26 protein-coding genes and 3 tRNA genes are annotated in these 22,225 nt (G+C 68.6%); 18 read left to right on the top strand and 11 right to left on the bottom strand.

Features of this window, described 5'->3' with window-relative positions:
- Positions 1-374: 374 nt before the first annotated feature.
- Entirely contained in the window at positions 375-1,250 is an 876-nt protein-coding gene (locus BLW84_RS19185; RefSeq protein ID WP_093267185.1) for a dihydrodipicolinate synthase family protein, read from the bottom strand.
- Between the two features lie 603 nt (positions 1,251-1,853).
- Here BLW84_RS19185 and BLW84_RS19195 point away from each other — a divergent pair.
- The gene (locus BLW84_RS19195; protein ID WP_093267188.1) at positions 1,854-2,579 is read left to right on the top strand and encodes a dienelactone hydrolase family protein; all 726 of its coding nucleotides are present in this window, start codon (positions 1,854-1,856) and stop codon (positions 2,577-2,579) included.
- Between the two features lie 302 nt (positions 2,580-2,881).
- Here the strand turns inward: BLW84_RS19195 and BLW84_RS19200 are convergent.
- Both BLW84_RS19200 and BLW84_RS19205 read right to left on the bottom strand, forming a co-directional pair.
- Positions 2,882-2,966: transfer RNA gene (locus tag BLW84_RS19200), tRNA-Ser, on the bottom strand.
- A gap of 49 nt (positions 2,967-3,015) precedes the next feature.
- On the bottom strand, positions 3,016-3,483 hold the full coding sequence (locus tag BLW84_RS19205) for a MarR family winged helix-turn-helix transcriptional regulator (RefSeq protein ID WP_093267408.1): 468 nt from the start codon (positions 3,481-3,483) through the stop codon (positions 3,016-3,018).
- 90 nt (positions 3,484-3,573) lie between these two features.
- Between BLW84_RS19205 and BLW84_RS19210 the strand changes: the two genes are divergently transcribed.
- From BLW84_RS19210 to BLW84_RS19220, 3 genes are read left to right on the top strand one after another with little or no spacing between them, the layout of a single operon-like run.
- The gene (locus tag BLW84_RS19210; RefSeq protein WP_245761239.1) at positions 3,574-4,065 is read left to right on the top strand and encodes a MarR family winged helix-turn-helix transcriptional regulator; all 492 of its coding nucleotides are present in this window, start codon (positions 3,574-3,576) and stop codon (positions 4,063-4,065) included.
- Positions 4,049-5,032 carry an ABC transporter ATP-binding protein gene (locus BLW84_RS19215; RefSeq protein ID WP_093267190.1) on the top strand — a complete coding sequence of 328 codons (984 nt, stop codon included), beginning with the start codon at positions 4,049-4,051 and terminating at the stop codon, positions 5,030-5,032. Before BLW84_RS19210 ends, BLW84_RS19215 begins: the two co-directional genes overlap by 17 nt.
- Positions 5,029-5,799 (top strand): ABC transporter permease, encoded by a 771-nt coding sequence (locus BLW84_RS19220; RefSeq protein WP_093267192.1) that lies wholly within the window; start codon positions 5,029-5,031, stop codon positions 5,797-5,799. Before BLW84_RS19215 ends, BLW84_RS19220 begins: the two co-directional genes overlap by 4 nt.
- A gap of 79 nt (positions 5,800-5,878) precedes the next feature.
- Here the strand turns inward: BLW84_RS19220 and BLW84_RS19225 are convergent, their stop codons facing one another.
- Entirely contained in the window at positions 5,879-6,061 is a 183-nt protein-coding gene (locus tag BLW84_RS19225) for a DUF397 domain-containing protein (RefSeq protein ID WP_093267193.1), read from the bottom strand.
- 6 nt (positions 6,062-6,067) lie between these two features.
- Positions 6,068-6,916, bottom strand: coding sequence for a helix-turn-helix domain-containing protein (locus tag BLW84_RS19230; RefSeq protein WP_093267195.1), 849 nt, complete (start codon positions 6,914-6,916; stop codon positions 6,068-6,070).
- Between the two features lie 136 nt (positions 6,917-7,052).
- Between BLW84_RS19230 and BLW84_RS19235 the strand changes: the two genes are divergently transcribed.
- The 5 genes from BLW84_RS19235 (at position 7,053) to BLW84_RS19255 (ending at position 10,131) form a co-directional block, all read left to right on the top strand.
- Positions 7,053-7,265, top strand: a complete 213-nt coding sequence (locus BLW84_RS19235) for an HC3 family zinc finger protein (protein WP_093267197.1) — start codon at positions 7,053-7,055, stop codon at positions 7,263-7,265.
- Between the two features lie 32 nt (positions 7,266-7,297).
- Positions 7,298-7,576: a hypothetical protein gene (locus tag BLW84_RS19240; RefSeq protein WP_093267199.1), complete on the top strand. Its 279-nt coding sequence runs from the start codon at positions 7,298-7,300 to the stop codon at positions 7,574-7,576.
- A gap of 359 nt (positions 7,577-7,935) precedes the next feature.
- Entirely contained in the window at positions 7,936-8,499 is a 564-nt protein-coding gene (locus BLW84_RS19245) for a DUF4352 domain-containing protein (RefSeq protein ID WP_143060994.1), read from the top strand.
- A gap of 328 nt (positions 8,500-8,827) precedes the next feature.
- A complete protein-coding gene (locus tag BLW84_RS19250; protein ID WP_177226560.1) occupies positions 8,828-9,622 on the top strand; it encodes a L,D-transpeptidase in 795 nt (264 codons plus the stop codon).
- Between the two features lie 53 nt (positions 9,623-9,675).
- A complete protein-coding gene (locus tag BLW84_RS19255) occupies positions 9,676-10,131 on the top strand; it encodes a chaplin family protein (protein ID WP_093267205.1) in 456 nt (151 codons plus the stop codon).
- 231 nt (positions 10,132-10,362) lie between these two features.
- On the opposite strand, the gene hisC is transcribed toward BLW84_RS19255, so the two are convergent.
- Complete coding sequence (hisC, locus tag BLW84_RS19260; protein WP_093267207.1) at positions 10,363-11,424, bottom strand: histidinol-phosphate transaminase; 1,062 nt, start codon at positions 11,422-11,424, stop codon at positions 10,363-10,365.
- Between the two features lie 262 nt (positions 11,425-11,686).
- Here hisC and BLW84_RS19265 point away from each other — a divergent pair, with 262 nt between their 5' ends.
- From BLW84_RS19265 to BLW84_RS19280, 4 genes are all read left to right on the top strand, one after another.
- Positions 11,687-12,388, top strand: coding sequence for a dienelactone hydrolase family protein (locus BLW84_RS19265; RefSeq protein ID WP_093267209.1), 702 nt, complete (start codon positions 11,687-11,689; stop codon positions 12,386-12,388).
- A 162-nt stretch (positions 12,389-12,550) separates the two neighbouring features.
- Complete coding sequence (locus BLW84_RS19270; protein WP_093267211.1) at positions 12,551-14,533, top strand: acetoacetate--CoA ligase; 1,983 nt, start codon at positions 12,551-12,553, stop codon at positions 14,531-14,533.
- A gap of 80 nt (positions 14,534-14,613) precedes the next feature.
- Positions 14,614-14,703, top strand: a tRNA-Ser gene (locus BLW84_RS19275).
- 43 nt (positions 14,704-14,746) lie between these two features.
- Positions 14,747-14,819 (top strand) — tRNA-Arg (locus BLW84_RS19280).
- Between the two features lie 96 nt (positions 14,820-14,915).
- Here the strand turns inward: BLW84_RS19280 and BLW84_RS49915 are convergent.
- Positions 14,916-15,398 carry a tyrosine-type recombinase/integrase gene (locus tag BLW84_RS49915; RefSeq protein WP_093267213.1) on the bottom strand — a complete coding sequence of 161 codons (483 nt, stop codon included), beginning with the start codon at positions 15,396-15,398 and terminating at the stop codon, positions 14,916-14,918.
- Positions 15,399-15,657: 259 nt separating this feature from the next.
- On the opposite strand from BLW84_RS49915, the gene BLW84_RS19290 reads away from it, so the two are divergent.
- The gene (locus BLW84_RS19290; protein WP_093267214.1) at positions 15,658-15,936 is read left to right on the top strand and encodes a hypothetical protein; all 279 of its coding nucleotides are present in this window, start codon (positions 15,658-15,660) and stop codon (positions 15,934-15,936) included.
- A 423-nt stretch (positions 15,937-16,359) separates the two neighbouring features.
- Here BLW84_RS19290 and BLW84_RS19295 read toward each other — a convergent pair whose 3' ends face one another.
- The 4 genes from BLW84_RS19295 to BLW84_RS19310 form a co-directional block, all read right to left on the bottom strand.
- The gene (locus tag BLW84_RS19295) at positions 16,360-17,772 is read right to left on the bottom strand and encodes an MFS transporter (protein ID WP_093267215.1); all 1,413 of its coding nucleotides are present in this window, start codon (positions 17,770-17,772) and stop codon (positions 16,360-16,362) included.
- A gap of 152 nt (positions 17,773-17,924) precedes the next feature.
- Positions 17,925-18,491, bottom strand: a complete 567-nt coding sequence (locus BLW84_RS19300; RefSeq protein ID WP_093267217.1) for a TIGR03086 family metal-binding protein — start codon at positions 18,489-18,491, stop codon at positions 17,925-17,927.
- Position 18,492: 1 nt separating this feature from the next.
- Entirely contained in the window at positions 18,493-18,975 is a 483-nt protein-coding gene (locus tag BLW84_RS19305; RefSeq protein WP_093267218.1) for an SRPBCC family protein, read from the bottom strand.
- Positions 18,972-19,340, bottom strand: a complete 369-nt coding sequence (locus BLW84_RS19310) for an ArsR/SmtB family transcription factor (RefSeq protein ID WP_093267220.1) — start codon at positions 19,338-19,340, stop codon at positions 18,972-18,974. The genes BLW84_RS19305 and BLW84_RS19310 overlap by 4 nt, the downstream gene beginning before the upstream one ends.
- Before the next feature lie 172 nt (positions 19,341-19,512).
- Here BLW84_RS19310 and BLW84_RS19315 point away from each other — a divergent pair, with 172 nt between their 5' ends.
- From BLW84_RS19315 to BLW84_RS19330, 4 genes are all read left to right on the top strand, one after another.
- Entirely contained in the window at positions 19,513-19,929 is a 417-nt protein-coding gene (locus tag BLW84_RS19315) for a MerR family transcriptional regulator (RefSeq protein ID WP_093267221.1), read from the top strand.
- A gap of 2 nt (positions 19,930-19,931) precedes the next feature.
- The gene (gene trxA, locus BLW84_RS19320; RefSeq protein WP_093267411.1) at positions 19,932-20,279 is read left to right on the top strand and encodes a thioredoxin; all 348 of its coding nucleotides are present in this window, start codon (positions 19,932-19,934) and stop codon (positions 20,277-20,279) included.
- Positions 20,280-20,363: 84 nt separating this feature from the next.
- Positions 20,364-20,765, top strand: coding sequence for a hypothetical protein (locus tag BLW84_RS19325; RefSeq protein ID WP_093267223.1), 402 nt, complete (start codon positions 20,364-20,366; stop codon positions 20,763-20,765).
- Between the two features lie 63 nt (positions 20,766-20,828).
- Positions 20,829-21,962, top strand: a complete 1,134-nt coding sequence (locus BLW84_RS19330; protein ID WP_093267224.1) for an AAA family ATPase — start codon at positions 20,829-20,831, stop codon at positions 21,960-21,962.
- The last annotated feature ends 263 nt before the right edge of the window (positions 21,963-22,225 follow it).

Raw genomic sequence — 22,225 nt, forward strand, 5'->3', positions numbered from 1 at the left:
AAACATCACGTGACCGCAACGACAAGCCCTCGCACCAAGTCCGAGCTGGCCGCAGCGACACGCACCCACCTGCGCCGTCGCCAGAACCAGCCCGACCACGTGCGTGCCTTGTTCGGCAAGGAAGAAGTCCGCTACGCCGCCGACTAGACACGCCACAATTGCCCTACCCCCCAATATGTATGTCCAATACACGGCGTCAGGGCCGTCCTCGCCAGGAAGCCTCTGAGAACCCGCGGCGGTGCAAGTGTCGTAGGTGGGTTATGCGCCTGCGGCGCATGCGACACCCCATCGACGTGCAGCTTTGCGACCCGCGGCTGCGGGCCGACCAGGATGAAAAACGCTCATTTGAACTGAACCGGAGATGCCCGTTCCCGCTATTCGGCGAGGATTTTGTCGAGCACCGCGGCGACCTCCTTCCGGGCGGCCGGGTCGAGCCCGAGCAGCGGCCGGGGCAGGTTCGGGCCGGTGATGAGGCCGACATGTTCCGCCGCGGCGGAGACGACGCGAATGCTGCCGTACCGGCGGAACAAAGTCCACAAAGGACTCAGTTGGTCGGACAGGGTGGTCGCCTCGCCGGCGTCCGCGGCGCGGGTGATGGCGAGGCACTGCTCGGGCAGCAGGCCGCCGAGGACGCTGAACCACAGGTCGGCGCCGCCGTTCAGGCCGCCGGCGGCGAACTGGTCGCCGCTGACGCCGACGGAGAAGGACCGGGGCAGCTTGCCGCGGAGCGCGGCGATCCGCTCGCGCGCCTGGTCGGCGGGGATGCCCGGGATCTTCACCGCGGCGACGTTCGGCAGCGCGGCGATGCGCCCGTGCAGCTCGTCGCTGAACGTGAAGTGCGTGGTGCCTGGGTTGTCGTACACGCACAGCGGAACGCTCAGCTCGCGGCTGACATCCTCGAAGAGGCCGAAGACCTCGTCGTCGGTGAGGGGCTGGTAGGACACCGGCGCGAGCAGCACCGCGGACGCTCCGGCGTTCTGGGCGTCTTCGGCGTGTGCGCGGACCTGGGAGGTGCGCAGCGCGCCGATGCCGATCATGACGGGCACGCCGCCCGCGGCGTCGACGGCGATCTGCGCGGCGCGGGCGCGTTCCTCGCGCGTGAGGTATGCGTAACCGCCGGTCGAGCCGAGCGCGCCGATCGAGTCGACGCCCGCCGCGGACAGCCGGGCGACGAGGTTCGCGAAGCCTCGTTCGTCGATGCCGTCTTCGCTGGTGGGGGTGAGCGGGAAGGCGCTCAGGCCGGTGAACATGGCGGGCGTTTCCTTTCGGCGTGCGGACGACAGATGCCCAGCCTGCCGCAAGAAGTGGCCTCTCTGAAGAGCCAGTCAGCATCCCCTCTGAGATGCCACTCGGGGCCTACGAGAGCCAGATGACGATGTGTTCGGCCACGTCGCGGAAGAAGCCAAGCCCAGGGCTGCTAAGGAGTACCCGAACCTCCTGCAGACCTGCTCCGGTACCCGGGCACTGCCACCGACCGCGCGAAACGGGCTGCCCGAGTGCATCGGAAACCTGATCGACGAGCGCCACGGCGGCCGAATCACCAAGCGACACCTGACGGAACTGAGGGGCGTCCACCGAACCGACTGAATCGTCCACAAAGGACTCATAGGCATCAGGGCTGCTAGCCTCGGTGAACGCCGCAGGCCCACGACGAGGAGGCGTCACGAAGCAACGCCCCGAAGAAGGCGTGCGCCACACGACGGCGTGCAAGCATTCGAGGGGCAGGCGATTCGCCCAGCTGGCCAGAATATTGGACCAGGTTGCGGCGGACCGGATGCAGCGGGCGGCTGTTGTGGTCTGCCGGTGGTGAACATCGGCCCGACCGGGTTTGACGATCACTACAGTCCGGTTTCATGACGACGGTTACAACGCGCACGGTCGAGTACCCGGCCGACGGCCTGACGATGATCGGGCACCTCGCGCTCCCGGCCGGTGTCGGCCGCCGGCCCGCTGTCCTGGTCGGGCCCGAGGGGACGGGGCTGAACGACTTCCAGCGCCGCCGGGCCGACGCCCTCGCCGAGCTGGGGTACGTGGCGCTGGCCTTCGACATCCACGGCGGGCGCTGGTTCACCGACCCCGAGGAGATGCTGGCGCGTTGCATGCCGCTGCTCGCCGACCCCGACCGGATGCGCGACATCGGCCACGCGGCGCTCGACGTGTTGCGCGCCGAACCGCGGACCGACCCTGACCGGATCGCCGCCGTCGGCTACGGCACCGGGGGCGCGATCGCGCTGGAACTCGGGCGCGACGGCGTCGACCTGCGCGCGATCGGGACGATCAACGCACTGACCACGGGCCGGCCGGGCGAGGCGGCGCGCATTCGCTGCCCGGTGTGGGCCGGGGTCGGGTCGGAAGACCCGATCATGCCGCCCGCGCAACGGGACGCGTTCACCGCCGAGATGCAGGACGCGGGCGTCGACTGGCGCCTCGTGGTCTACGGCGGCGCCTTGCACGCCTTCCACCACCCGCCGGTCGACCAGGCCACGCCCCCCGGCGTCGGCTACCACCCACGGCACGCGCAGCGAGCCTGGCGAGACGTCGTCGACCTGCTCACCGAGTGCCTGCCCGTGACGGAGTGATCTGGTCGGCCGGGCCGCGAACCAGCCCGGTCGACCGCCACCGGCTCCGGTTGCGGGACATCACCACGTTGGCGCGCACGAGCTTTCGCCGCGACTGCGTCCCGAGCACCTGGGAACGATGCGGTACGTGCACGTGACCGGAGACATGGTCGCCGACGAGGTGGGAGGGCCGCTGGGAGAAGCCGACGAGGGCACCGCGGAAGCGCCGGAAAAAGACCAACTGAGACCAAAAATGAGACGAATACGAACAGAGCCCGGCCGGGATGATCCTGGCCGGGCCCTGTTCGTGCTGGTCAAAGGAGCGGAAGCGGGGGGATTCGAACCCCCGGTCGCTCTCGCGACGCTCGCTTTCAAGGCGAGTGCATTCGGCCGCTCTGCCACGCTTCCACGCCGCAGCGTAGCCAACCGGACGTGATCTTCCTACAGGCGGTCCGGGTCAGTCGAGGGTTCTCAGGTGCGTCGTCAGCCGCTGGAAAACCGCCGCCAGCACCTTCAGCTCGTCGGGTTCCAGCAGGTCGATCATGTGCTCCCGGACGCCCTCGACGTGTGCCGGTGCCGCTTCGCGCAGCTTCTCCATGCCCTTGTTGGTGAGCACCGCGAACACGCCGCGGCCGTCGTCGCGGCATTCGTCGCGGCGCACCAGCTCGGCCGTTTCCAGGCGGCGGATCTGGTGCGAGATCCGGCTCTTGGAGTGCGCGACCTCGCTGGCCAGCTCGCTCATCCGCATCCGCAGGTCGGGTTGTTCGGACAGGCTGACCAGGATCTCGTAGTCCGCGATCGAGAGCCCGTGCGTGAGCTGCAGCTCGCGGTTCAGGCGGTAGTCCAGCAGGGCGCTGCCGACGATGTAGGACCGCCAGGATGCCATCTCGCAGTCGTCCAGCCACTTGGTTCGCTGCTCGGTCATCTCGGTCACTTGGCCAGGCTACCGGGAGGTTCGTGGTCGGCGGAGGCGATTCGGCCGGAGGAAAAACAATTTGGTGCCTAACCATTCATCTTGAGTACGATCGGGTTCGTGCCCGGTTTCGTGGAGCAAGATCCGCAGCGCATGCCGCTGACCCGACTGGTGGGCCTGGCCGGTCGGCGGCTGGCGCACCACTGGGAGCGGGCCGTGTCCCAGAGCACCGACCTGAGCAAGACGGCGCTGATGGCGCTGACCACGATCGACGAGCAGGACGAACCGACGCATCGGGAGGTCGCCCAGCGCTGCTGGGTGCGACCGGCGACGCTGACGCCGGTCATCGACGCCCTGGAGTCCGACGGGCTGCTGACTCGGCAGCGCGACACGGCCGACCGCCGCGTGGTCCGGCTGTGCATCACCCCGGCGGGGCGGGCGGCGCTGGACGCCGCGTGGCGGGGTGTCAGTGCGGAGTTCCGGCGGATCGAGCCGAGGACCGACCCGGCCGAAGCGGCCGTGGTCCGGAAGTACCTGCTCGCGATCCTCGGCGAACTGAGCGAGGAAGAAGGCGGATGTGACCACAGCGGTTGAAGTGATCGATCTGGTCAAGCGGTATCCCAAGGCCAAGGCGAACGCGGTGGACGGGCTCGGCTTCGAGGTGGCGGCGGGCGAGATCTTCGGGCTGCTGGGCCCCAACGGCGCCGGCAAGACCACCACCGTCGGCATCCTGACCACCAGGGTGCTGCCGACGAGCGGGACGGCGCGCGTCGCGGGCGTCGACGTGGCGGCCGACCCGGTCGCGGCCCGCAGCAAGGTCGCGGTCGTGCCGCAGCGGGTGAACCTGGACCGGTCGCTCAACGCCCGGCAGAACCTCATCTGGCACGCCGCGTACCACGGGGTCTCGCGCGGCGAACGGCATCGGCTCGCCGACGAGCTGCTCGACCGGATGGGCTTGGCGGAGAAGGCGAAAGCCCGCGTCGACGACCTCTCCGGTGGGCAGGCGCAGCGGCTGATGATCGCCCGCGCGCTGATCCACCGGCCGGAGGTGCTGTTCCTGGACGAGCCGTCCACCGGGCTCGACCCGCAGGCCCGGCTGTTCGTCCACGACCGGATCAACGACCTGCGTTCCGAGGGCGTGACGGTGGTGCTCACCACGCACGACATGGACGAGGCGGAGAAGCTGTCGGACCGGGTCGGCGTGGTCGACCACGGCAAGCTGCTGACGCTGGACACCCCGGAGGCGCTGATCAAATCGCTGCCCGGCAGCGGCACGATGGACGCCACGCTGCGTCCCGACGGCCACGATCCGGCCCGGGTCACCGCACTGCTGTCCAATGTGGATGGAGTGCAGCGCGTCGAGCAGGTCGGTGCGGGCAAGGCCGCGGACGGGTCGGCGGAGCTGCGGCTGCGGCTCTACGTGGGCGAGGAGCCCGCGGCGCTGCTCGGGCCGGTCGCGCAAACCCTGCACGAGCAGCGGGTTTCGGTCAGCGACCTGTCGCTGGGGTCGGCGACGCTGGAGGACGTGTTCATCGACCTGACCGGGAGGGAGCTGCGATGAGTCCGGTTCGCGCGTTCACGGCGGTGCTGGGCCGCGACGTCTTCGTGACCGGTCGGGAGCTGCCGAGCTTCCTGGCGCAGGTGCTGGTGCAGCCGGTGGCGCTGCTGTTCATCTTCGGCAAGGTGCTCAGCGAGCTCGGCTACGCCCAGCCCGGCTACGCGCAGATCCTGCTGCCGGGCATGATCGCGCTCAACGCGTTCCTGGTGTCGCTGCAGAACACGTCCTTCCCTCTGGTGCTGGACTTCTCGTTCTCCCGGGAGATCGAGGACCGCCTGCTCGCGCCGCTGCCGATCAGCTGGGTGGCCGTGGAGAAGATGCTCTTCGGCGCACTGCGCGGGCTGTTCGCGGCGGTGCTGATGGTGCCGATCGGCATGGTGATGCTGGGCGAGATCACCTGGAACCTCCCGGGCCTCGCGTTCGCGCTGCTGTGCGTGGTGCTGGGTTCGCTGGCCGGCGCGGCGGTCGGCCTGACGGTCGGCGCGGCGGTGCCGCCGCGGCGCATCAACATCATGTTCTCGGTGATCCTGGCGCCGCTGATGTTCACCGGTGCGACGCAGTTCCCGTGGGCGCAGCTGGACCACCTGCGCTGGTTCCAGGTCCTCTGCGCGATCAACCCGCTGACCTACGTCAGCGAAGGCATGCGGGGAGCCCTGCTCCCGGAGGTCCCGCACATGCCGCCGTGGGTCTGCGTCCTGGCGCTGGTGATCGCCACGGTGGTCTTCGGGGCCCTCGGCATCAAGTTCTTCCTCCGCCGAGCCCTGGACTGACGGCTGCGATGGGCCCGTGTGCACTTTCTGTCGCTATAGCAGCACAAAGTACACACGGGTCCTGACCAACACGGATCGGTCACCGGTCGAAACGACCGGCCTTGACGTCGTCGAGGAATCCGGCCCAGGCGCGTTGGTTCACGCGTAGCGTGCCGCCGTCGCGGTCCTTGGTGTCGCGGATGTAGGTCGCCGCCTCGCCGATGGCTAACTCGACGCATTCCCTGGGACCGCTGCCGCTGCGGCTGCTTTTGCGCCAGTTCATGGCAAATCACTCCAACGCTCTTGCTCTCGCGATGAGCAGCTCTGTCGACTCGCCAGTGCTCAGCGCAGATGAGGCGATCTCTTCGAACATGTCCGAAAACCTATCGACATCTTCGTCGCTCTCCACCCACGCGCCGCCTGCGGCGGAATCGACGTAGACCGCAGGCTGATCATCAGAGTCGCGGTACCCGATGATGGTGAAGCCACCGCACATGTTCCCGTACGAGCCAGCGTCGAAGGGCACGATCTGGATCGTGATGTGGTCCTGCTCCAGCATTGTGACCAGGTGGCGTAGCTGCTCGGCCATGATCTCGGCGTTCCCGACGATCCGGTAGAGCACTGCCTCGTCGAGTAAGGCATGCAGATTGAGCGGCGATGAGCCGGACAGCCGTGCTTGTCGGCTCAACCGTGCAGTCACGTAGCGCTCAGCGCTGGATGTGTGGAACTGCTGGCCGTTCGCATTGACGGCACGAATGTATGCCGGTGTCTGCAGAAGTCCTGGAACAAGCAGGGGATCGACTGTTCGCGCGGTGTCAGCTTCGGCTTCAGCGCGGAGGAAAACGCGGAACGGCTTGGGTGAACCAGCCGGAGTGATCAGTCGAACGGCCCTGTCACCGGCGTCTTCCCAAAGAGCAGCGGCCTCGCTTCGCTGCGCGTCGCTTGCGTTGTAGAGCGCCAGCAACGCCTGCATCGTTGCCCAGCCTGGCCGGAAGTGACCGGTTTCGTACCGGCTCACAGTCGATTCGCCGACGCGCAGCATGTCGCTCGCATGGGCAAGCGTCTTGTCTGCCTCATTGCGAAGGCGAGCGAGTAGCTGGCCGAGCCGCTTCTTGCGCCGCGTCGGGGTGGTCGGCATGGCAGGAGCCTAGCGCGACCCGATCGTGGTCCAGGTGCACCAGATCAGAGGATTTATAAGGGGGCTATAGCCCCCGATACTTTTCCTGTCAGGTTGGAACGCTGGTCCTCAGGTAACTGTTTGGGCAGGTGGTGGCATGTATCCGTTCCATTGGGTTCCGGCGGGTGGGGCTCGGCACGCGAGCTTGGACTCCCGGCCGGACGGGGCCTTCGCGTATCCGAGCGGCACCGGTGTGCGGACCTTGTGCGGCTACCGGCTCGCCGCCGACAACTCGGAATTGGCCTGGTTGTGGGAAACCTGCGCCGAGTGCGGCGCCGTCGCCAAGCGGCTGGCCGCCGCTTCCCGCTGAGTCGCGCATCTACGAGTGGAAGGACCGATCGAATGATCAACGTGCTGCCGGAAGTCGGTTACGCCTCGGCTGTCATCGCCCTCTACCTGATCGTTTCGTGGCAGCCCTACCGGCCGCAGCACGCCGGAGCAGGCGAAGGCGCATTGACGGTCTGGCATCTCATAGCCCACGTGGAAGCCGAGCGACGACAACGGGAACGAGGCGGCAGGCATCGCCTCCGCGAACCGGTGCAGCGCTCCACCTCGGACGCTTTCGAGCCTCCTCCGCAGGAGCTCCAGCGGCGCGTCCTCGAAGGCCTCCGGCGCCTGTAGCCATCCGAATGGGCTCGATGCCGATGCCCCCGACCTCGCGGCATCGAGCCCAGCGGCCGACCGGTGCACCTCCCCTCCCCGTGCACCGGCCGGTCGCGCCCCGACGCGGGCGGTTCGCTGCATGAGGTAGGCCACAACTCAGACACGGGGATCGATATCGCGCGGCCCGCAGCGACCGAAATCGGTTGCGTAAACCCTGGTCATGGCGGTGTTCTCCGGGCGTGTCGGGCAACGAATCCGGAGTTCAGCCCAAGTGTCCTATAGGACATTTGTCATTCCGATTGTTCCGTTCGGGTGCTTGTGGGAAAGTTCCGCGCGTTGGAGTAGGCCTGAAATACCTTTCGTGCTAGCGAGGAAAATTGAAGAGGCTGATTGCGCCGTTATCCGTGGCGCTGTTGATCACCCTGTCCGGTTGCGGTATCGGCTCGAAGCCGAGCACGTCCGACGGAGGGGACACCAAGTCCTCCTCGTCGAGCAGCAGCACCGAGAGCGGCGGCGAGTCCGAGTCCACTGGTCCGCAGAGCGTTTCCTTCGGGCAGGCGGTCACGGTCTCCACGGACACGGGCACCCAGCTGAAGCTGACCATCGGTGCGCCGAAGGACTTCTCCGGCAAGGCGGACTTCGACCCGGAGAAGGGCAAGTACGTCGTCGTCGACGCGTCGGCGGAGCTGGCCAAGGGCGTCGCGGGCAACGTCAGCGAGGACGAGTTCATCCTCGTCGACGCCAAGGGCAACAAGTACGAGCCGGCCATCGCTTCGATGGAGATCTCCGGTTCGTTCATCAAGCTGCTCACCGACAAGGGCAAGGCCGAGACCGGCCAGATCATCTACGACGTGCCGGCGGACGCCACCGGCCTGACGGTCGAGTACTCGCCGACCGACGTCAACAGCAAGCCGCTGGGCATGCTCGCCAGCTGGAAGTGACGCCGCAAGGCCCCCTGGGCCGGGTCGTCCGAGTCGCCCCTCGACGCGGACAACCCGGCCTTTTGTCGCTCGGTAGAGGTAAAAACCAAACACGATCGAGCGATCTGGTTTTAGTAACGATTCGCGCTCCATGGCCACACCGACCTGTTTTTCCTGATCAGGCCGTGCGTGCCCGTGATCGGACACCTGCCAGCCCGCGTCGGCGCTCGCAGCGGCCGCGTTAGCGTCCCGGCGGCACTTGATCTCTCGGGTCAGGTTGCTGCCGCAGGCTTCCCGGCATCGCCGGACGCTGCCGACAACAGGTACGCCAACGGGCCAGGAGCTGATCATGAGGCCGCGCAAAACAAGTACCAGACGCCGCGCACGCGTCGCCACGGCGGCCACGCTCGGCGCGCTCTGCCTCGGCCTCGCCGGTTGCTCCGGTGCGTCGCCGATCGAGCCGGCCACCGCGATGGCGCGGGCGGATCTCGGCATGGAGGCGGCGTCGACGACCTTTGCCGATTTCCCCAAGGCGCCGCTGGATCCGGCGCCGAACGCGGAAACCGAGGGCGTCGTGCTGCGCGTCAAGCAGGACGTCGCCGTGCATGTCGCGCCCGGCGGCCCCGTGTTCGCCAAACTCCCCGCGACACAGCTGGAAAACCCGACCTGGGTGCCGGTGATCGCGGAACGCGGGCCGTGGCTGCAGGTCCTGCTCCCGTCCCGGCCCAACGGCTCGACAGGCTGGGTGCGCATCGGCGACGAGGTCGAGCGGGCGCGCTCGCCCTACGTCGTGGACGTCGACATCGACGCGCGGCGACTCGTGGTGCGCAAGGACGGCGCGCCGATCGGGGAGTGGACCGTCGGCGTCGGCGCGCCGAAGACCCAGACGCCGCGCGGCCGGACCTTCATCATGGCGGCGATCGAGGAGACTGTGACCCGGTTCAGCCCGATCATCCTGCCGCTCGGCACGCACTCGGAAACCTTCAGCACCTACGGCGGCGGCCCTGGAACCGTCGCGCTGCACGGCTGGCCCGACCCCTCGGTGTTCGGCCAGGCCGGCAGCGACGGATGCGTCCGGGTCCCCGACGACGCGCTTCGGCTGCTCATGACCCTGCCGTTGGGCACCATCGTCCACCTGCGGTGACTCTCCACGGGTGGGAAACACCCCGAAGTACGACAGAAAAGGAAGTGCGAAGTATGCGCAAGACGGTCTGCCTCGCCGGGATTTTCGTTGCCGGCACCGGACTCATGGCCGGCGCCGCGCCCGCCTTCGCGGACAGCGCCGACAACGACGGCATCAACGCGGGCAACGACAACAACCTGAGCGTGCTGCCGATCCAGTTGTGCGGCAACAACATCGCGGTGCTCGGCCTCGTGATGCCGATCCTGTCGCCGCAGGCCAACAACTGCGTCAACGCGCCGATCGTGGACCATCCGTCGGTCCCCGGGAAGCCCGGTACGACCCCGCCGAGCTGGGAGAATCCGCCCGGCAAGCAGACGCCGGGCGACCCGCAGACGCCGGGCGACCCGCAGACGCCGGGCGACCCGCAGACCCCGACCGACCCGCAGACCCCGACCGACCCGAAGCAGAAGGTGATGCCGACCGCGCCGACCCCGGTCGCCGTCCGCGGGCACCACGCCGTTACGGGCTGAGATCATCCGACTGGTTGGTTTATTTCACTCGAATGGGTATATGCCTAAGTTGTCGGCTGGCCCGTGCCGGTTGATCAGCACTAGATTCCGGTGCTGCGTAGATCACTACGCACTCCACGTGGTCGTTTCGGCTCAAACGATCACACCCCCGGTGGTGGTGCCCGACGAAGTACTCCCCCTCTCTTCGTCGGGCACCACCGCTGTTTTTCCAGCCCTACCGGGGAATTCCGGTCAGCCGCCGGTCAGGTCGAACGAGCGGGCCGCGGCCAGGAACGCGTCGTTCTCCTCCGGCTGACCGATGGTGACCCGAGCGCCCTCCCCGACGAAGGCGCGGACCACGACCCGGTTCTCCAGGCAGTGCTCGTTGAACTCGGTGGTGCGCTCGCCCAGCGGCAGCCACACGAAGTTCGCCTGCGTCTCGGGAACCTCGTAGCCGATGGCCAGCAGCTCGCGGTGCACCCGCTCCCGCTCGGCGATCACGTTCGCGCACCGCTTCTGCAGCTCGTCCTGCGCCTCCAGCGAAGCGATCGCCGCGACCTGGGCGAGCGCGTTGACGCTGAACGGGATGGACACCTTCCGCAGAGCGGCCGCGACCTCCGGCGGCGCGACGGTGTAGCCGACGCGCAGTCCGGCGAGGCCGTACGCCTTGGAGAACGTCCGCATCGACGCGACGTTCTCGCGCCGCCGCGCGATCTCGACGCCGTCCGGGCCCTCCGGGTCGCTGACGAACTCGAAGTACGCCTCGTCGAGCACCACCAGCACGTCCGACGGCACCCGGTCCAGGAACGACTCCAGCTCGGCCCGCCGCAGCAGCGTGCCGGTCGGGTTGTTCGGCGTGCACACGAAAATCAGCCGGGTGGCCGGGGTGATCGCGGCGAGCATCGCCTCCAGGTCCAGCGCGTGCCCGGCGGTCAGCGGCACCCGCACCTGCTTGGCACCCACGACGTGCGTGATGATCGGGTAGGCCTCGAACGACCGCCACGGGAAGATGACCTCGTCCTCGGCGGTGCAGGTGGCCTGCACCAGCTGCTCGCACAGCGCGACGGAACCGCAGCCGACGGCGATCCGCTCCGGCTCCACGTCGAACCGCGCGGCCAGCGCTTCGGTCAACAGCCCGACGCCCATGTCCGGGTAGCGGTGCACCTCGCCGGCCGCCTGGTTGATCGCAGCCACCGCGCTGGGCAGCGGGCCCTCGGAAACCTCGTTGCTGGCGAGCTTGATCGAGCCGGGGATGGTGCGACCCGCGACATAAGCGGGCAACTGGTCGAGGTCGGCACGAGTGCGCACGGTCATTTACGACTCCTAGCTCAGGTCGGTCACCTGGACGTTAACGCTCCCGAGCGAGGAATTGGGGGCACGGGTCATTTTGTGCAGCGGGAGTGGCCGATGAGCACTCAGAACTGTGCAAGTTGTGCGCGTGACGACGCTCACGGATGGGGGGTGCTGCGGATGGCCCAATCCGGTGCCTCGTATTGGTGACCATCCGTTGAATTCATTCGTCCGACCGGTTGAAGTCGTTGACTCATGTTCACTTCGGCGTGATTACCTGCACGGCATGACCCAAACCCGGACCGAGACGCTTGCGCTCACCGACGGCACGCAACTCCGGCTCACCATCGCCGAACCGGACAACGTGGTACGCGGCGGGCTCGTCGTCCTGCACGAGGCCCGTGGTGTCACGGAGCGGGTGCGCCGGTTGAGCAGCGCCCTCGCCGAGGAAGGCTGGCTCACCGTCGCGCCGCACCTCTACCACCGCGACGGCACCGACGAGATCCACGACCACCACCCGGACGAGCAAGTGCACGACCAGGTGCAGCGCCTGTCCGGCGACACGATCCTGGCCGACACCGATGCGTCGTTCCTCTGGCTCTCCGACCGCGGTGTGCCGGCCGACCGGCAGGGCGTCATCGGGTTCGACATCGGCGGTTCGGCGGCGCTGGTCGTGGCGGCCAGCCGGACGGTCGGCGCCGCGGTGAGCGTCGGCGGGCGCGGCATCCTCGAACCGCTGTCGGCCGGGCTGCCGCCGCTGGTCGAGATCGCCTGCGAGCTGTCCTGCCCGTGGCTTGGCCTGTACGGCGACAACGACGAGATCGAGGCCGGCGAGGTCGAGAAGCTCCGCGAGGTCACCGACGCCGCGCCCGCGGTGAGCGACGTGGTCCGCTACGAGGGCGCCGGGCACCGCTTCGACCGCGACGCGGAAGCGGCGGCGGAGGCGTGGCGCCGGGCCCGCAACTGGCTGGACCTCCACCTGCGCTGACGGCGCCGGGCAGGCGCACTTTCGCGAGATGCTCACCGGGTGACGGCCGATTTCTCGCGAAATCGCGCCTCGCCCGGTGACGCCTGGGGCTGCCGGTGCGAACCGGCAGCTCGGCGGCGTCGAAGGCTAGCCCTACCCGGCCTCGGTGGGTTATCAAAGGCCATGGCACCGAGCACCGATCCCGAGCTGTTGTGGCAGCCCAGCCCAGAACGCGTGGCAGCTAGCCGGATGACCGCGTTCCGCGAGTGGTTGCGCAGCGAGCGCGGCATCGACCTGGCCGACTACCAGGCGCTGTGGCAGTGGTCGGTGTCGGATCTGCCCGCCTTCTGGTGGGCGGTGGCGGAGTTCTTCGACGTCCGCTTCCACGACCGCGCCGAGCAGGTCCTGGTCGCCGAGGTCATGCCCGGCGCGCAGTGGTTCCCCGGCGCCACCCTGAACTACGCCGAGCACGCGCTGCGCGACGGCGCGGGCAAGGCGGACGACGACCTGGCGGTGATCTTCGTCCGCGAGGACGGCCGCAGCGAGGAGATCACCTTCGGCGAGCTGAGGGCGCGGGTGGCCGCCGCCCGAGCGGGCCTCGTGGAGCTGGGCGTGCGGGCCGGCGACCGTGTCGTGGCGTTGGCGCCGAACTGCCCCGAGACGCTGGTGGCCTTCCTCGCCGCGGCGAGCCTCGGCGCGACCTGGTCGTCGTGCTCGCCGGACTTCGGCAAGCGGGCGATCGCGGACCGCTTCGTGCAGATCGAGCCGAAGGTGCTGATCACGGTCGACGGATACTGCTACGGTGGAAGAACTTTCGGCATCGAGTCCACTGTGGAGCATTTGCGCGAGGCGATGCCGGGCCTGGCGAGCACGGTGCTGATCGACTACCTCGGCGAGGGTGCCGAGCTGCCGGGTGCCATCGGCTGGGACGACCTGCTCGCGCGGCACCGCGGCGCGCCGCTGGAGTTCGACGCGGTGCCCTTCGACCACCCGCTGTGGGTGCTGTACTCGTCGGGCACCACCGGCCTGCCGAAGGGCATCGTGCACGGCCACGGCGGCATGGTGCTGGAGCACCTCAAGGCCATCGGCCTGCACTGCGACCTCGGCCCGGGCGACCGGTTCTTCTGGTTCACCACGACCGGCTGGATGATGTGGAACTTCCTGGTCGGCGGCCTGCTGAACGGCACGACCCTGGTGCTGTTCGACGGCAGCCCGGGCTACCCGGCGCTGTCGACGCTGTGGAAACTGGCGGCCCGGCACCGGGTGAACTACTTCGGCACGTCGGCGCCGTTCATCCAGAGCTGCCTGAAGCGCGGCCTGCGTCCGGGGGACGACTTCGACCTGTCCGCGCTGCGCACGGTCGGCTCGACCGGAGCGCCGCTGACCACCGACGGCTTCCGCTGGGTGGCGGACGCGGTCGGCGAGGACGTGCAGATCGCCAGCGTCTCCGGCGGCACCGACCTGTGCACCGCGTTCGTGGGCGCCGCGCCGGACGTACCGGTGTGGCTGGGCGAGATCTCCTGCGCGCTGCTCGGCGCGGCGGTCGCCTCCTACGACGAGGACGGCCGGGAGCTGCACGACGAGGTCGGCGAGCTGGTGGTGACCAAGCCGATGCCGACGATGCCGGTGTTCTTCTGGAACGACCCGGACGGCTCCCGGCTGCGCGAGGCGTACTTCGACGTGTACCCGGGGGTGTGGCGGCACGGCGACTGGGTGCGGGTCACCGACCGCGGCACCTTCGTGATCTACGGCCGCAGCGACTCGACCCTCAACCGCGGCGGAATCCGGATGGGCACCGCGGAGTTCTACCGGGTGGTGGAGGGCTTCGAGGAGATCGTCGACTCGCTGGTGATCGACACCACGGGCGTGGACGGGGCCGAGGGGCAGCTGCTGTGCTTCCTGGTGCTGGCCGAGGGGGCGGAGCTGAACGAGGTCCGGCCGCGGCTCAAGGCGGCGCTGCGTGCGGAGCTCTCGCCGCGGCACGTGCCGAACCGGTTCATCGTCGTCGACGAGGTGCCGCGCACCCTCAACGGCAAGAAGCTGGAGGTTCCGGTGAAGAAGATCCTCGCCGGCACGCCGCCGGAGCGGGCGGTCAGCCGCGACGCGCTGCAGAACCCGGCGTCCCTGGACCCGTTCGTGCAGCTCAGCGCTGACCTGAACGGGTGACCTACCGAAAAACCGACCCCCCTGTATCGGCCGTTCGGAGGGGTGTGTAATCTTTTCTCCGGTGGCCGCGAGGGTTACCGGGAGGCTTCGCCTAGTCTGGTCTATGGCGCCGCACTGCTAATGCGGTTGGGGGTTACGCCCCCTCCCGGGTTCAAATCCCGGAGCCTCCGCTGTGGCCTCCACCGCCAGGTGGAGATCACAAAACTGAAGAACGCGCCCGTAGCTCAACGGATAGAGCATCTGACTACGGATCAGAAGGTTAGGGGTTCGAATCCCTTCGGGCGCACGTCTGGTCGAGACAGCCGCGAACCCCCTCTAGCAGGGGGTTCGCTGCTTTTCAGGGTCAGAACAGCGCGCATGATGGGATGCCCCTCGTAGTCGTTCAGGCGGTAAGCGAGACCGAGGCGAGACCGGCGGTCGGGCGGCGAGACCGAGGAACCAACGCGGCGGCGGCTTCGGCCGCTGCGAGGGCGAGCTCAGGCAGCACCGAGGCGTACAGGTCGGCGGTCACCGACAGTGATGCATGTCCCAAAAGTGCTTGGACGACCTTCATGTCGGCGCCGCCCGCGAGTATCAGGGTCGCGGCCACGTGCCGGCAGTCATGGATTCGAAGGCGAAAGATGCAGGTCAGATCGCTATTGAGAGCGATCGTCGAAAATCCGGGGCCTGCGGGCGGTGCGTCGAGATCGCTGCTGACCTGCGTCGATGCTGCTCGAGAATTCTCGCTGGTTCTTGCGGCTGCCCGACCTCTGACGGCCTGGAGGCGGCCCGGTCTGGCGTTCGCAATGCCGGTGCTCGGGTTGGAGGTGATCTCCTCGCGGCGGGGTTCAGTCCTGCCGGACGATGGGTCCGGAGTGCAGGCCACGGGTTTCGGCTTGCGCGGAGTGGCCCTCCGTCTGACGACCCTCGGGCGCGCTGTGAGGAGATCGCCGGCTGGGGCCTCCCTCTAATCTCCGAAACGGCACCGGGTCCAGGACAGCGCCCTGGCCGCCGGAGGCATTCTTCGGGAAGATGTGGTCGTGCCCTGGCGACCGCGGAGTTGGGACGCTTCTCCGGACCATCGTTTCGACCCCTATCGCGAGCGTGCGGGCCGGCTCTTTGCCGATGGTGGCGAGGCTGGCGTCGTGTTCGTGCGCCTGAGCCCGTCGGCCGCGCAGATCGGTGGGGCGCTGTGGTGGCGTCGGTGGTCGGAGCCGTTTGAGACGGTCGAGGAGTACTACCTGCTCACGGGCGACAGGTTCGCGGATACGGTGACCGATGCCGATGATCTAGGAGACGAGGTCCTCGCCTGGGCCTCGGGGAGGCTGTGCCTGGCAGGTGAGACGTACCGGGTCGAGTGGCTCGACGACGACGAGTCAACGCGAGTTCGGGACGAGGTCTTCGGTCTGGACGCTCAGGCTTGACGCAGTGCGACTGGTCGTGCCCGATGGCGGGGCATCGATCAATGGATGGCAAACGATGGCAGGGAACGCGAAAATAGCAACGTGCGTTCGTGCAGGTAAGCAAAGGTGTTGGCAGACAACGGCAAACGTCGATGATCACGGAGACGATCAGAAGGTTAGGGTTCGAATCCCTTCGGGCGCACGTCTGGTCGAGACAGCTAGGAGCCCCCTCTTGCAGGGGGCTTCTTGCTGTCTCGGGTCTTTTCCCGCCTCGTGGTGTGATGCCTCTCGCAGTCATTCATCGATGCGCGTCGAGCGGGACGAATGCCGTTGGTTCGGCAGGCCGATCATCTGTGTAGCGCGCAACACGCACTTCTCGCCCGCTGGCCGGTGGGCGAGAAGTGCGCGTCCTCAACGGAGTTCTACGCGTGTTGGCCGGTGGCCTCAGATGGTGCGGACGCACGCGCACTGGCCTGCCGCGAGTGTGCCCTCCGCAGCCTCGGCGGCTTCCCGGGCCGCCGCTTCGGTCCTGGCGGAAGCGACCGCCACCGCGGCGCGGGCTCCGGCCTTCCCGATGCGCGGCGCGACCGCCACTGCCGCATGTCCTCCGGCTTCGGCCGTTTCGTCGTGTGGCGCGACCGCCACTGCCGCACGCACTTCGGCCTTCTCGGCGCGTGGCCAGATCGTGAGTGCCGTGATGGCTCCGATTGCCGCCAGGCCCGCCAGCGCCGCCCAGGCGGTCGTGAAGCCCGCTTGCGTGGCTACCCATCCGGCGATCGGATAGGTGACCAGCCAGGCCAGGTGGGACAGCGAGAACTGGGCCGCGAAGACCTCGGGAATTCCGGTGGGATCGACCGCCCGGCGGAGCACCCGCCCGGTCGGCGTGATGATCAGCGCCATCCCGCCGCCGATCGCTACCCAGATCACCCCGGTCGGCAGTGCTGCGGCGATGCCTGCCACGGACGTCGTGACCGCCGCGCCGACCGCGAGCACCAGCACCGCGGCACCGGTCAGCATCACCAACCGGTCCGCCACCCGGTCCAGGACGCGCGGTAGGACGAGGGCCACCAGCAGCGTCCCCGTTCCGGACGCGGCGAGCATCCAGGCCACGTCGGATTGGGTTCCGCCGAGGACGTCGCGGACGTAGTTCACGGTGTTGACGACCACGATGGAGCCGGCGGCGGCGACCACGAGGTTCAGTGCCATGACGCCGCGCAGGCTCGGGGTCGCCGCGAAGGTGCGGATCCCCGCCACGGCCCGGTCCCAGGCCTTCGAGTGCGAGCTTGGGCGCGCGTTGGGGATGCGCGTGGACAGGACCAGCAGCGCGGACACGGCGAACCCGGCGGAGGTGCCGAGGAACAGCAGGTTGAACGACATGAAGGTGAGCGCCACGGCCGCGAGCACGGGGCTCAGCAGGCTTTCCATGGTGGAGGCCACCTGCGATGCCGACAGGGCGCGGGTGTAGTCGGCCTCCTCGGTCACGATGTCGGGGATGACCGCCTGGAACGTCGGGGTGAACGCCGCTGATGTGGTCTGGAGGACCCCGATCAGGACGTAGATGTGCCACACCTCGGTGACGAACGGCAGCGCGATCACCACCAGGGTGCGCACCACGTCGAGGATCGTGAGGAACCAACGCCTGGGCAGGCGGTCGACGTACGCGGCCGCGAGCGGCGCTACGACCACGTACGCGACCATCTTGATCGTCAGCGCGGTGGCGAGAACCGCGCCCGCCCGCGGGCCGGCGAGCTCGTACGCGAGCAGCCCCAGCGCGACGGTGGCCAGGCCGGTGCCGAACAACGCGATGACTTGAGCGCTGAACAGCCGCCGGTAGTCGCGAATCGCGAACAGTCCCATGTCCGTCTCCTCCCGGGCAGCCGCGGTAACCGCCGCGCTCATATACCCCTTGGGGGTATCCGTGCCGGGAGTATTCATATACCCATGGGGGGGTATATGTCAACGTTGATCGCCACGTTCCTGACGGGCGGGAGCTGGTCGTTCGCGACGACTCAGCCGGTGGCCGGCCAGGCCGGATCGCGGCCGATGAAAGCCATCAGCTCGTCCTGCGCCGAGGCTTCGTCGGCGGTGGGCACGGCGGAGCCGAACTGTCCGCTGTCGCGCAGCATCTGCTCCATGGGCTTCATGGCCTCCAGCGCGGCGCGGCAACGCTCCTGGCCCAGGTCGGGCTCGCGGCCGAGCGCCTTGGCGAGGTCCCAGGTGTGCATCCAGACGTCGCCCGTGTAGAACTGGTCGATCGCCTCGTCGACCGGTTTGTCGCCGGTGTGCGGGTTGCTGAGCACCCGCCCGGCGGGGTCGTTGAGGATGGCCTGGATGTCGGTGACGTGCTGCTTCCAGGCGGCGACCGGGTCGGCCTCGACGTCCAGGGCCGGGAGCTCGATCCCGGCACCGGTCAGGAAGCCGCGGGACCACTCGGCCAGGTGCTTCACGACGTCGAGGGCCGTCCACCCCGCGACCGGACTGGGGCGCGCCCAGTCGTCGGCCGAGGCGGACTCGACCAGTTCGGTGAACCGGCCGGCGTCGTGAGCGTGTTGCTGGGCTGGGCCTCGAGGTGTCATCTCAGGCCTTCTTCGCGAGCAGCTCGTCGAGCTTGTCGTAGCCCTCGTTGACCCCGACGTCCATGCCGCTGGCCAGGATGCCGTCGCGGGTCTCGAAGTCCTGCACCACGCTCAGAATCCGCAGTCGCGTGCGTCCGCCATCGAGCTCCTCGAAGGTCAGCGTCTCGAGCGCGACTCCGTCGGGCTGGCCTTCGTAGGTGAAGGTCCACACGATCCGCTCCTGCGGCCGCACCTCGTGGAAGCTGCCGTAGAAGGAGGCGATCTCCTCGCCGTCGCGATCGTTGGCGAAGGCCCACTCGCCACCGGTGCGAGCGTCCCACCGGATGATCCTCGTGGTCAGCGAACGCGGCCCGACCCATTGCGCGTAGAGCTCGGGATCGACGTGGGCGCGGTACACCTGCTCGGGAGTCGCGTCGAACTCCCGGATGATCTCGATCGTCGGAACCTTCTCGTCCGCCACGATCTCGGTCTCGTGCTTGGTCATGATGCGTCCTCCGTGCGGTTCTGATTCTTGTTCTCGTCGTCGGCCATCCGGCCCAGCAGGGCGTCGAGGCGCTGGTAGCGCTCCTCGGCCTCCCTGCGATATCGCTCGATCCACTTCGACATCAGGTCGAACACCTCCGCGTCCAGGTGGACCGGTCGGCGCTGGGCGTCCTTGCTGCGGGTCACCAGGCCGGCCTCCTCCAGTACCTTCACGTGCTTGGAGATCGCCTGGAGGCTCATGTCGTAGGGCTCGGCCAGCTCGCCCACGGTTGCGTCCGCGCCGGCCAGTCGGGCCACCAGCTCGCGCCGGGTCGGGTCGGCCAAGGCCGCGAACGCCCGGTTGAGCCGCTCCGTGCTCTCATTCACCGGTCTTCCTCAACTAGTCGGTTGAATACCAAGCTAGGGCGCCTTCGTGTCGTTGTCAACCGAGCGGTTGAGAAAGCTCGTGGCCCCGTGTACTGGTTGCAATCGGTTCATGTCGGCGGTGCGGGGTCGAAGCGTTGCCTTGACGCTGAGGACAAGGTTTAACTTCGATCCCATGCGGATCGGTGAGCTGGCCAGACGTGTTGGCACGACGACGCGTGCGCTGAGGTTCTACGAGGCGCAGGGCCTGCTCGAAGCGCGGCGCACGGCGAACGGCTACCGGGAGTACGGCGAGGACGACGCCCGGCTCGTCAACGAGATCCGGGCGCTGCAAGCCGTCGGGTTCAGCCTCGACGACACCCGGCCGTTCGTCGAATGCCTGCGCGCGGGCAACGAGACCGGGGACTCGTGCGCCGATTCGATCGACGTCTACCAGCGGAAGCTGGCGGAGGTCGATGCCTGCCTCGAACAGCTCAACGCGGTGCGTACGAGCCTGCTCCGCAAGCTCGGCACGGCGCTGGCTAGGCACCCCGGGACGTGCGGCGTCGCCGACCGGAACCCCAGCGAAGCGAACGAATCAGAGGAGCACTGATGATGCCGGCCACCAGCCTTCCCGGCGCGGTTTCCGCGGTCACGGACGAAACCTTCGAACGGGACGTCCTCCGCCACGACAAGCCCGTCCTGGTGGACTTCTGGGCGAAGTGGTGCCCGCCCTGCCACATGATCGCGCCGGTGCTCGACGAGATCGCGCGCGAACGCGCCGGCTCGCTGACAATCCGAAAGATCAACACCGACGAGAACCCGCTCGTCGCAAGGGAATTCCAGATCATGTCCCTGCCGACGTTGATGCTCTTCCGCGATGGCCGGCCCGTGCACGCGGTCGTCGGCGCGCGGCCGAAGACGCAACTGCTGTCGGAACTGGACGCGGCCCTGCTCCGCTGAGCGAGTCCAGAGCGTCGGAAGCAACCTCGTTCGAGCTCGTGCGTCTGCTGCAAAGGAGGCACGAGCCGGACGGAGGGTTGGCCCATGCAGGCGGAGTCCGAACCGACGCCCGATGGAAACGCCACCGAGGTGCAGCGCCGGGACGTCGCGGTGGGGTGCGGCCTCGCCGCGATCCTCGCCCCGCTGCTGTCGCTGCTCGTGGTCCTGGTCGTCGCCGTCCCGGACGGCGAGGCGAGTGGTTTCGCCAATGGCATGTGGTTCTGGCTGGTCGCGACGATCGGCTGGCCGGTCCTGACCGCGGTGCTGGCCGTGCCGCTGGTCGTCCTGGTGCCGCGGAGCCTGGCCCAGGGCCGGCGGGACAGGGCCGCTCAGGCGGCCGACGGCACGCCGGCGGGCGAATGGAGCGCGAAGCAGCGACTCCTGGTCTTCGGCGCCGTCGCGGGGATGATGGTCCTGTTCGTCGTCGGCGTCTCGATCGGCGCGTGATCTCGTGTTTTCTGGCGTCGTTCGGGGAATTTCGGTTGACCGGGGTTCCTAGAATCATTGGGCATGGGGAGCAGTGAGACTCCGGTGCTCTGGGTGACCGGGCCGCCCGGGGCGGGGAAGTCGACGATCGGCTGGCGGCTGTTCACGCGCATCTCCGGGCAGGGCGGCAGCGTCGCCTACGTCGACATCGATCAGCTCGGCTTGATCGGGCCACCGCCCGGCGGTGGCGCGGCGAGCCACCGGATCAAGGCCGCCAACCTGCTGCGGGTGATCGCCGTGCTGCGGCAGCGCGGCGTGCAGCAGGTGATCGTGTCCGGCGTCGTGGACCCGGAGCTGGGCGTCGAACCGTTCTTCGCGGATAGCGCCGAGGCAGCCCACCTCGATCTCACGCTCGTGCGGCTGCATTGCGACCGGGAGGAACTGCGCAGCCGGTTCCTCGGGCGCGGATCGCCGGCGGGCATGCTGGCGGAGCTGTTCGAGGTGGTCGACCGGATCGACCGCGCGGCGATCGGCATCCCGCTGGACACGACCGGGCAGCGTCCCGACGAAACCGTCGATGCCTTGATGGGGCATTGCGTCGTCCGGCCCGCTCCGGTCCAGCCACCGGCCCCCGCTGATGGCGTGCTGCCGCCGATGCCGGTGGTCGTCGTGACGGGCGCGACCGCGGTGGGCAAGTCGACCGCCGCGTGGCGCGTGCTCCGCGACCTCTGGCAGCGCGGCGCGTCGACCGCGTACATCGACCTCGACCAGCTCGGATTCGTCCATCCCGGGCCGGATCCCGTTCTCCAGGCGGCCAATCTCGCGGCGCTGTGGCGCGGCTACCGGCAGGCCGGGGCGCAGTCGCTGCTGCTCGTGACCCGCGAGCCGGGCGCGGACCTCATGGGTGTCTTGGCGGCGGAACTCGTCACCGTCGTCCGGCTGGACGCCGATGACGCGACGCTGGAAGGCCGCATCCGGCGCCGGGCCGATGGCGAGTCGGCGCTGCTGGCGGGCGACGAACTCCGTGGTGCGCCGCCGGAAGTGCAGCGCCGGGTGGCGATCCGAGCGGCGGCGGAGGCGGAGCGGCTGCGAAGCTCCGGGGAACACCGGATGGTCCTCGACACCACGGGCCAGTCGTCCCAGGAGACCTCCGCAGCGCTGCTCGACATGCTGCGCCCGGCTCTCGGATCCCTGCTCCCAGAACGCGATCCGCGCTGATCCTTCGCCGGCGGCCGGTCCGGGGTTGCGCACTGGACAGCCCTGATGGACCTGCTCGACAACCCGCCGGAAGTGGCGGAGCTTCCCGAGGAGGTCTTCGCCGAACGCGCCCGACCGGGGCTTGGACCAGGGGCGTTTCGGCATCGGGGTGCGGGCACGTGAGGGCCGGCGATTTCGCGCGAAATCGCCGCCGGTGTCAGGCGTCGGGCGCCTTCGGGATGAGCCTTCCCGAAGGGATTCTGGAAGGACCCGGCGCGGCCGGT

The organism is Saccharopolyspora shandongensis (genome assembly GCF_900106995.1).
GTDB classification, from domain to species: domain Bacteria; phylum Actinomycetota; class Actinomycetes; order Mycobacteriales; family Pseudonocardiaceae; genus Saccharopolyspora; species Saccharopolyspora shandongensis.

Coding starts and splice junctions, on each gene's coding strand:
- BLW84_RS19185 (WP_093267185.1), bottom strand. CDS start 1,250: ATGTTCACCGGCCTGAGCGCCTTCCCGCTCACCCCCACCAGCGAAGAC.
- BLW84_RS19195 (WP_093267188.1), top strand. CDS start 1,854: ATGACGACGGTTACAACGCGCACGGTCGAGTACCCGGCCGACGGCCTG.
- BLW84_RS19205 (WP_093267408.1), bottom strand. CDS start 3,483: ATGACCGAGCAGCGAACCAAGTGGCTGGACGACTGCGAGATGGCATCC.
- BLW84_RS19220 (WP_093267192.1), top strand. CDS start 5,029: ATGAGTCCGGTTCGCGCGTTCACGGCGGTGCTGGGCCGCGACGTCTTC.
- BLW84_RS19225 (WP_093267193.1), bottom strand. CDS start 6,061: ATGAACTGGCGCAAAAGCAGCCGCAGCGGCAGCGGTCCCAGGGAATGC.
- BLW84_RS19230 (WP_093267195.1), bottom strand. CDS start 6,916: ATGCCGACCACCCCGACGCGGCGCAAGAAGCGGCTCGGCCAGCTACTC.
- BLW84_RS19235 (WP_093267197.1), top strand. CDS start 7,053: ATGTATCCGTTCCATTGGGTTCCGGCGGGTGGGGCTCGGCACGCGAGC.
- BLW84_RS19240 (WP_093267199.1), top strand. CDS start 7,298: ATGATCAACGTGCTGCCGGAAGTCGGTTACGCCTCGGCTGTCATCGCC.
- BLW84_RS19250 (WP_177226560.1), top strand. CDS start 8,828: ATGAGGCCGCGCAAAACAAGTACCAGACGCCGCGCACGCGTCGCCACG.
- BLW84_RS19255 (WP_093267205.1), top strand. CDS start 9,676: ATGCGCAAGACGGTCTGCCTCGCCGGGATTTTCGTTGCCGGCACCGGA.
- hisC (WP_093267207.1), bottom strand. CDS start 11,424: ATGACCGTGCGCACTCGTGCCGACCTCGACCAGTTGCCCGCTTATGTC.
- BLW84_RS19265 (WP_093267209.1), top strand. CDS start 11,687: ATGACCCAAACCCGGACCGAGACGCTTGCGCTCACCGACGGCACGCAA.
- BLW84_RS19270 (WP_093267211.1), top strand. CDS start 12,551: ATGGCACCGAGCACCGATCCCGAGCTGTTGTGGCAGCCCAGCCCAGAA.
- BLW84_RS19295 (WP_093267215.1), bottom strand. CDS start 17,772: ATGGGACTGTTCGCGATTCGCGACTACCGGCGGCTGTTCAGCGCTCAA.
- BLW84_RS19300 (WP_093267217.1), bottom strand. CDS start 18,491: ATGACACCTCGAGGCCCAGCCCAGCAACACGCTCACGACGCCGGCCGG.
- BLW84_RS19305 (WP_093267218.1), bottom strand. CDS start 18,975: ATGACCAAGCACGAGACCGAGATCGTGGCGGACGAGAAGGTTCCGACG.
- BLW84_RS19315 (WP_093267221.1), top strand. CDS start 19,513: ATGCGGATCGGTGAGCTGGCCAGACGTGTTGGCACGACGACGCGTGCG.
- trxA (WP_093267411.1), top strand. CDS start 19,932: ATGCCGGCCACCAGCCTTCCCGGCGCGGTTTCCGCGGTCACGGACGAA.
- BLW84_RS19325 (WP_093267223.1), top strand. CDS start 20,364: ATGCAGGCGGAGTCCGAACCGACGCCCGATGGAAACGCCACCGAGGTG.
- BLW84_RS19330 (WP_093267224.1), top strand. CDS start 20,829: ATGGGGAGCAGTGAGACTCCGGTGCTCTGGGTGACCGGGCCGCCCGGG.